This is a genomic window from Riemerella anatipestifer, assembly GCF_009932355.1.
GTDB classification, from domain to species: Bacteria; Bacteroidota; Bacteroidia; order Flavobacteriales; family Weeksellaceae; genus Riemerella; species Riemerella anatipestifer_E.
Window position 1 is genome coordinate 1 of sequence record NZ_LEKU01000027.1, and the last position, 7,870, is coordinate 7,870.

Sequence of the window (7,870 nt, forward strand, 5' to 3'; positions counted from 1 at the left end):
TTTTTCTCTCAACTTTGCGACCAATTTATGATTAAAAGAAACTATGCTAAAACTTTTGAAGGCTTTAAAACAAGGATAATCAGTAAAATAACCGCCGCAACGGTTATTCAATATATCAATAAATTTATCTTCCAAAGAAAATTAAATCATCTAAAAATCAGTATTATTTAAAATGCACAACGAGTTGTTTTAATTAAAATACTACTTTTACAGGCAGTTTAATAATAAATACTATTATGGATTTTAATTTAACGGAAGAACAACTAATGATACAACAGGCAGCTAGAGATTTTGCTCAAAACGAATTGTTGCCAGAAGTTATAGAAAGAGATAAAAATCAAAAATTCCCAGCAGAGCAAGTAAAAAAGATGGGTGAGTTAGGGTTTCTAGGTATGATGGTAGACCCTAAATATGGAGGTGCAGGTATGGACAGTGTATCTTATGTTTTAGCTATGGAGGAGATTGCTAAAGTTGATGCTTCTGCGGCTGTAATTATGTCGGTAAATAATTCTTTAGTTTGTGCAGGATTAGAAAAATATGCAAGTGAGGAGCAAAAGCAAAAATATCTAGTACCATTGGCTAGTGGAGAGGTTATTGGAGCATTTGCACTTTCTGAGCCGGAAGCAGGTTCTGATGCTACTTCTCAAAAAACAACAGCAGAAGACAAAGGAGATTATTATCTTCTAAACGGAACTAAAAATTGGATTACCAACGGTGGTACAGCTACTTACTATATTGTTATTGCTCAGACGCACCCAGAGAAAGGTCACAAAGGTATCAATGCATTTATTGTAGAAAGAGGTTGGGAAGGCTTTGAAATTGGTCCAAAAGAAGACAAAATGGGCATTAGAGGAAGTGATACCCATTCTCTATTATTTACTGATGTAAAAGTGCCTAAAGAAAATAGAATAGGAGAAGATGGTTTTGGGTTTAAATTTGCTATGGCAGTTCTTAATGGTGGTAGGATAGGTATTGCTTCTCAAGCACTAGGGATAGCTAGTGGTGCTTACGAATTAGCTTTAAAATATGCTAAAGAGAGAAAGGCTTTCGGAACAGAGATTATCAATCATCAAGCGGTAGCATTTAAGTTGGCAGATATGGCGACCCAAATCACAGCAGCTAGAATGCTTTGTCTAAAAGCAGCGGCAGAGAAAGACCAAGGGAAAGATATTTCTGAAAGTGGAGCTATGGCGAAACTATTTGCTTCTAAAACAGCTATGGATACCACAGTGGAAGCCGTGCAAATACACGGTGGTTACGGTTATGTGAGAGAGTACCATGTGGAAAGAATGATGAGAGATGCTAAAATCACTCAGATTTATGAAGGAACATCTGAGATACAAAAAATAGTGATTTCTAGAAGTATTGCTAAATAAATTGAATACAAAGAGGAGCAAACGCTTCTCTTTTTTGTCTAATAATATAAAATAATAATGTATGCTTAATTTTGAATTTAAAAATCCTACTAAAATTCTTTTTGGTAAAGGAGAAATAGAAAAAATAGCAAAAGAAATTCCTCAAAATGCTAAAGTGTTGATGCTCTACGGAGGTGGAAGTATCAAGTCTAATGGAGCGTATGAGCAAGTTAAAAATGCGTTGAAAGGCTTTAATGTTTTGGAATTTGGGGGAATACCAGCCAATCCAGAATACGCGGTTTTAATGGAGGCATTGAAAGTTATCAAATCAGAAAATATAGATTTTCTACTGGCAGTAGGTGGTGGTTCCGTTATTGATGGAGCTAAATTCTTGGCTGCCGCAGCTAAATATGAAGGTGAACCTTGGGATATTTTAACAAAAGCCATTCGTCCTGAGGAAAGCGAAGCATTGAGCTTTGGTTCTGTGCTTACTCTACCAGCTACAGGCTCTGAAATGAATTCGGGCTATGTAATTTCTAGAAGAGAAACCGAACAAAAACTCGGCGGAGGAGGTAATGGTTTGTTTCCTAAGTTTTCGGTGTTAGACCCAGAAGTGATAAGAAGTATTCCTAAAAATCAAATCGCTAACGGTATCGCAGATGCTTACACGCATGTTTTAGAGCAATACATGACTTTCCCTACCGCTGCAACGCTTCAAGAACGAATGGCGGAAAGTATCTTGGTAACGCTTCAGGAGATGGCTCCTAAGGTGCTTCAAGAGGATTTTGATTATGATTCTGCGGCTAACTATATGTGGTGTTGCACGATGGCTCTTAACGGACTGTTGCGTTTAGGCGTAGCTACCGATTGGGCGGTACACGCCATGGGCCACGAACTAACAGCTTATTTCGGTATCGACCATGCGAGAACTTTAGCGATTATAGCACCGTCTCATTACCGTTATAATTTTGAAACTAAGAAGCAAAAATTAGCTCAGTACGCCGAACGCGTTTGGAACGTTCCTTCTGAGATGAATTTAGAGGAAAGAGCACAAAAGGGGATTGAAAAAATGAAGCATTTCTTCCATTCTATAGGGATTAAAACCAGGTTGTCAGAATATACTTCACAGTTTGAAGGTACGGCCGAGAAAGTGGAAAAAGCATTTACAGATAGAAATTGGCTAGGTTTAGGAGAACACCGCAAACTCACGCCCGAAGACGCTAAGAACATCGTGAAGATGAGTTATTAGTATAGGTTAGTATATTTATGAAGCTCCCTTGAGAACACTATTCTCAAGGGAGTTTTTATATTATTTCTTTTTTCTAGCTTTGGTTTTTGCTTTTTGTTGAGCTCTATTAGCTCCAATTTTTTTAGGTGGTTTTCTTTTACTAGGTCCGCCCCAATTTTCTTTTTTGTTTTTGGCTTTCTTTTCGTGGAAAGCACCACCACCTTCATTAAGTTTTATTACCACAGGATTTTTCATTTTGACTTCCTCTTTTTCCGAAGCTATTTTTTGTGGATTGATTTTAACTTCCTCTGGCATAGGCTGAACTTCCACTTCTTTTTTCATCAAGATTTCAATGTCAAGAAATAAGGCTTCTTCTTTTTCTGTGATGAAAGAAAGTGCAATACCATCTTTATCCGCCCTACCTGTACGCCCAATACGGTGAATGTATTGCTCTGGAATGTCTGGGATTTCAAAATTAATCACATGGCTGATGTCCGATATATCTAGTCCTCTAGCCATTACATCGGTAGTGATGAGTCCTCTGACTTCTTCTTGTTCAAATTTTTTCATCGCTCTTAGACGATAGTTTTGAGACTTGTTAGAGTGTATCACATCAAAACTTTCGGGGTAGATTTCGTCTATTTTAGTGAAAAGATAGTCGGCGTGTTTTTTATTGTTACAAAATATCAACACTTTAGACATAGATTCATCTTTATCGAGAAGATGCTGTAAGAAGTTGATTTTAGTATTAAAGTTAGTTACCTTAAAGGCGATTTGCTGTATTTTTTCTAGTGGTGTTCCTGATTTGGCTAAAGAAATCTCTATCGGATTGGCAAAATATTCATCTAACATTTCATCAACAGCATCAGTCATTGTTGCGGAGAAAAGAATGTTTTGTCGCTTTTCTCTCATCATTTCGAAGATGTGTGTGAGTTGAGGACGAAAACCTAAGTTAAGCATCTCATCAAACTCATCAATAATCAGTTTTTGGACTTCTTTTAAAGAAATGGCGTTGTCTATGGCTAAGTCCATCACTCGCCCTGGGGTTCCTACTAGAATATCACAACCATTATCAAAAAGTAACTTTTGAGTGTTGATGTTTTTTCCACCATACACACCAATAATTCTTGTGCTCAGCTTTTCACATAGTTTTTCCAAGATTTCAGCTACCTGAACTACAAGTTCTCTAGTGGGAACTAAAACTAAAACAGTAGGATTTCCCGATTTATTGTATTTCCAATTTTTGAGTACAGGTAATAAGTAGGCTAGGGTTTTACCAGTACCTGTTTGGGCTATTCCCATAATATCTCTGCCAGAAAGTATTGGCTTAAAGCTTTTCTGTTGGATAGGTGTAGGTTCAAATAGCTCCAAATCGGCTAAAATATCTAGTATTTTTTCGGGAAGTTCAAAATCTGCAAAAGTAATGTTCATGTTTAATAAAATTAACGGGCAAAGATAACTATAATTGAATAAACAGAAGAGAGAGGTAATATAAAAGGATTAAAAAAGCCCTCACTTATATGGGTGAGAGCTTTTAAAGTTACTTTTTGGATATTTTTTTATTTAATAATATCTCTACCGATAACTAGTTTTTGTATTTCGGAAGTTCCTTCGCCAATGGTACACAGTTTAGAATCTCTGTAATATTTTTCAGCAGGGAAATCTTTGGTATAACCATAGCCTCCAAATATTTGTAATGCATTATTGGATATTCTTACACATGCTTCCGAAGCATAAAGTTTTGCCATAGCACCCTCACGCGTCATTTTTTGTTTAGCATTCTTTAGAGTAGCAGCTCTTTGTATAAGTAGTTCGGCAGCATCTATCTCTGTTGCCATATCTGCGAGCATAAAATTGATGGCTTGGAAGTTGGCAATTGCCTGTCCGAATTGGTGTCTTTCTTTAGCGTACTTTAAAGCGGCTTTATAAGCTCCTTTAGCTATACCCAAACTTAAAGCAGCGATGGAAATTCTCCCACCGTCTAATATTTTAAGGGCTTGTTTAAACCCTTCGCCTACTTGCCCTAAACGATGCGAGTCTGGAACACGAACATTATCAAAGATAAGTTCTGCCGTTTCAGAAGCTCTCATACCTAGTTTGTTTTCTTTCTTTCCAGAACTAAACCCAGGCATACCTTTTTCCAAAACAAAAGCAGTAGCGTTATTAGAGGTGTTTTTTTCTCCTGTTCTTGTCATAACCACGGCAATATCTCCAGAAATAGCGTGAGTGATAAAGTTTTTAGCTCCATTGATAACCCACTCATCGCCGTCTTTTATAGCGGTGGTGTTCATACCTCCTGCATCAGAACCTGTATTGTGTTCGGTAAGTCCCCAAGCTCCGATAACTTGACCAGAAGCGAGTTTTGGGAGCCATTTTTTTCTTTGTTCTTCGTTACCAAACTCGTAAATATGGTTGGTGCATAGCGAGTTGTGTGCAGCTACAGAAAGTCCTATAGATGGATCTACTTGAGAAATTTCATCTAAAATAGCCACATACTCGTGGTAAGATAATCCAGAACCTCCGTATTCTTCGGGGATTACAATACCCATAAAGCCCATTTCTCCTAATTTGTGGAAGAGTTCCACAGGGAAAGTTTGGCTTTCGTCCCATTCCATAATGTGCGGACGGATATTTTTTTCTGCAAACTCACGAGCTGTTTCAGCTATCATTTTTAGGTTTTCTGTATTCATAGTAGTGTTATTATCGTTCCTCCAAATATAAATAATTTTGTTGAGGTTGAAAAATATTTTATTAGAGTTGTCTTAATTTTTTGCTTAGAGAAATATTTTGTTGAGGTAACATTCCGTATAAAAAAAGCGATTTCAAAAATTTTTGAAACCGCTTTTTATTTTATCCTATCTCTACTCCGTTATCTACGGGTTCATCTGGCGTAACAAAAGAAAGCTTGCCGTCTGGCTTTGTGGTAAGCAGTAGCATACCTTGGCTTTCGATACCTCTTATTTTTCTAGGTGCTAGATTTAATAAAATCATCACTTGCTTGCCTACACATTCTTCAGGTGTAAAGCTCTCTGCAATACCAGAAACTACGGTTCTTATATCCACCCCTGTATCTACCTTAAATTTGAGGAGTTTATCCGCTTTTTCTACTTTTTCGGCTTCTAGTATGGTAGCGGTTCTTAAGTCTATTTTGGTGAAATCGTCAAAAGTAATCTCGTCTTTCATTGGCTTGGCGTTAGGGTTTGTTTTTTTATTATTGATTTTGGTTTGCTCTAATTTTTGGATTTGAGCTTCTATGGTTTCGTCTTCTATTTTAGAGAATAGTAAACTTGGCTCGTTAATTTGGTGTCCTTCTGCTAAAAGCACTTTTTGGTTCTCCAATTCAGACCAGTTGCAAAGTTTTGTATTAAACATATTAAGCAACTTCTCCGAACTGAACGGCATAAAAGGCTCTGACAGTTGGGCTAAAGCTATTGCAATTTGAGTTCCTATAAACAGGGTGTTGGCTGTTTTGGCTTCATCAGTTTTGATGGTTTTCCAAGGCTCTTCGGTTTGTAGATATTGGTTTCCAAAACGCGCTAAATTCATAAGCGCAGACAGGGCGTTTCTAAACTCAAATTTCTCTAGATAGTCTTTTATTTCTGTTGCAGCTTTGTTTATTTCCTCTAGTTCTGTTGCATTGGTGTTGCCTTTAGGCACTCGTCCGTTGTAATATTTGTGGGTAAGCACGGCTACTCGGTTGATAAAGTTTCCTAAAATACCCACCAATTCCGAGTTGTTTTTGGTTTGAAATTCCTTCCAAGTAAAGTTATTATCTTTAGTTTCGGGAGCAGACGACAATAATGCATAGCGAAGCACATCTTGTTGTCCAGGGAAGTCTGCCACATATTCGTGAGCCCACACTGCCCAGTTTCTAGAGGTAGAAATTTTATCATTTTCTAGATTAAGAAACTCAAATGCAGGGACATTGTTTGGCATAATGTAATCGCCGTGAGCCTTCATCATAGAAGGGAAAATAATACAATGGAAGACTATATTATCTTTCCCAATGAAATGTACTAAATCTGAATTTTCTGACTGCCAATAGTCTTTCCAATCTTTATTGTTCTTCTCTGCCCATTCTTTTGTGAACGAAATGTATCCGATAGGAGCATCAAACCAAACATAAAGCACTTTGCCCTCCGCATCTGGCAATGGTACAGGCACACCCCAGTTGAGGTCTCTGGTCATTGCACGAGGTTTTAAGCCTTCGTTAAGCCAAGATTTTACTTGCCCATACACATTAGGCTTCCAGTCGTGCTGGTGTCCTTCAATAATCCATTGGTTCAAAAATCCTTCGTATTCGTTTAGCGGAAGATACCAGTTTTTAGTAGGTTTTAGCACAGGGCTATTCCCACTAAGCATAGATTTAGGATTGAGAAGTTCCGTAGGAGAAAGGGTAGAGCCACATTTTTCGCATTGGTCGCCATAGGCATTGTCATTACTACATTTTGGGCAAGTCCCCACGATGTATCTATCGGCTAGGAACTCTCCTGCTTGTTCATCATAAAATTGTTCGGAAACCTCCTCGGTAAACTTTCCGTTCTCGTACATTTTAAGGAAAAACTCAGAGGCTGTTTCGTAGTGCTTTGCACTGGTAGTTCTGGAATATTCGTCAAAAGAAATTCCTAAATCTTCAAAAGATTTCTTTATGATTAAGTGGTATTTATCTACAATATCTTGAGGCGTTACGCCTTCTTTTTTAGCTCTAATAGTAATGGGAATGCCGTGTTCATCAGACCCACATATAAAGGCAACCTCTTTGCCTGTTCTTCTTTGGAATCTAGCGTAAACATCTGCCGGTATGTACACGCCAGCAAGGTGTCCTATATGTACGGGACCATTAGCATAAGGTAATGCTGCGGTAATTAACTTTCTCTCTGCCATTCTCAATTATTTTTTGCAAAGATAAAATTTTATTGTGATATTCGATAATAAGGGCGATTGCTAAATGTGTCTAAAACATAAAAATGCAACTCTGTTGAGTGTCGCATTGTAATGAATATCGCAGAGCCTTGTATTATTGACCTGTTTTATTAAAAAAGACAATTACAAACAATCTGCTGAAAGCATTAAAACCAAACGACTTGCCTTACCACCAGATACCCAAGTGTATGGCGGATATAGAGTGAGTACCAATGTTGGTTTTGAGCAACAAGACAAGCTGTTTCTAGAGGTTATAGGTTCAAAAATAGACCCTAGAGGGAATAATGTTGAGGTTGCAGGGTTAAAATTAGAGGTTATAGGTTCAAAAATAGACCCTAGAGGGAATAATGTTGAGGTTGCAGGG

The 7,870-nt window shown here is 37.6% G+C and carries 6 protein-coding genes and 1 pseudogene; 4 read left to right on the plus strand and 3 right to left on the minus strand.

Translation table 11 applies throughout. The features are described from left to right. The 3 genes and pseudogenes from GXW81_RS09970 to GXW81_RS09980 all read left to right on the plus strand — a co-directional run. Positions 1-171: pseudogene (locus tag GXW81_RS09970) on the plus strand (IS982 family transposase); the annotation flags it as partial. Positions 172-236: 65 nt separating this feature from the next. Continuing rightward, positions 237-1,376, plus strand: coding sequence for an acyl-CoA dehydrogenase (locus GXW81_RS09975; protein ID WP_154136975.1), 1,140 nt, complete (start codon positions 237-239; stop codon positions 1,374-1,376). A gap of 61 nt (positions 1,377-1,437) precedes the next feature. Next, a complete protein-coding gene (locus GXW81_RS09980) occupies positions 1,438-2,604 on the plus strand; it encodes an iron-containing alcohol dehydrogenase (protein WP_161532194.1) in 1,167 nt (388 codons plus the stop codon). A gap of 60 nt (positions 2,605-2,664) precedes the next feature. On the opposite strand, the gene GXW81_RS09985 is transcribed toward GXW81_RS09980, so the two are convergent. The 3 genes from GXW81_RS09985 to metG form a co-directional block, all read right to left on the minus strand. Continuing rightward, positions 2,665-4,014 carry a DEAD/DEAH box helicase gene (locus GXW81_RS09985; RefSeq protein WP_064964675.1) on the minus strand — a complete coding sequence of 450 codons (1,350 nt, stop codon included), beginning with the start codon at positions 4,012-4,014 and terminating at the stop codon, positions 2,665-2,667. 128 nt (positions 4,015-4,142) lie between these two features. Further along, entirely contained in the window at positions 4,143-5,273 is a 1,131-nt protein-coding gene (locus GXW81_RS09990) for an acyl-CoA dehydrogenase family protein (protein ID WP_161532195.1), read from the minus strand. A gap of 160 nt (positions 5,274-5,433) precedes the next feature. Next, positions 5,434-7,467, minus strand: a complete 2,034-nt coding sequence (gene metG, locus GXW81_RS09995) for a methionine--tRNA ligase (protein WP_161532196.1) — start codon at positions 7,465-7,467, stop codon at positions 5,434-5,436. A 136-nt stretch (positions 7,468-7,603) separates the two neighbouring features. Between metG and GXW81_RS10000 the strand changes: the two genes are divergently transcribed. Then, on the plus strand, positions 7,604-7,870 hold a 267-nt coding region (locus tag GXW81_RS10000; RefSeq protein WP_161532197.1), incomplete at its 3' end, for a hypothetical protein.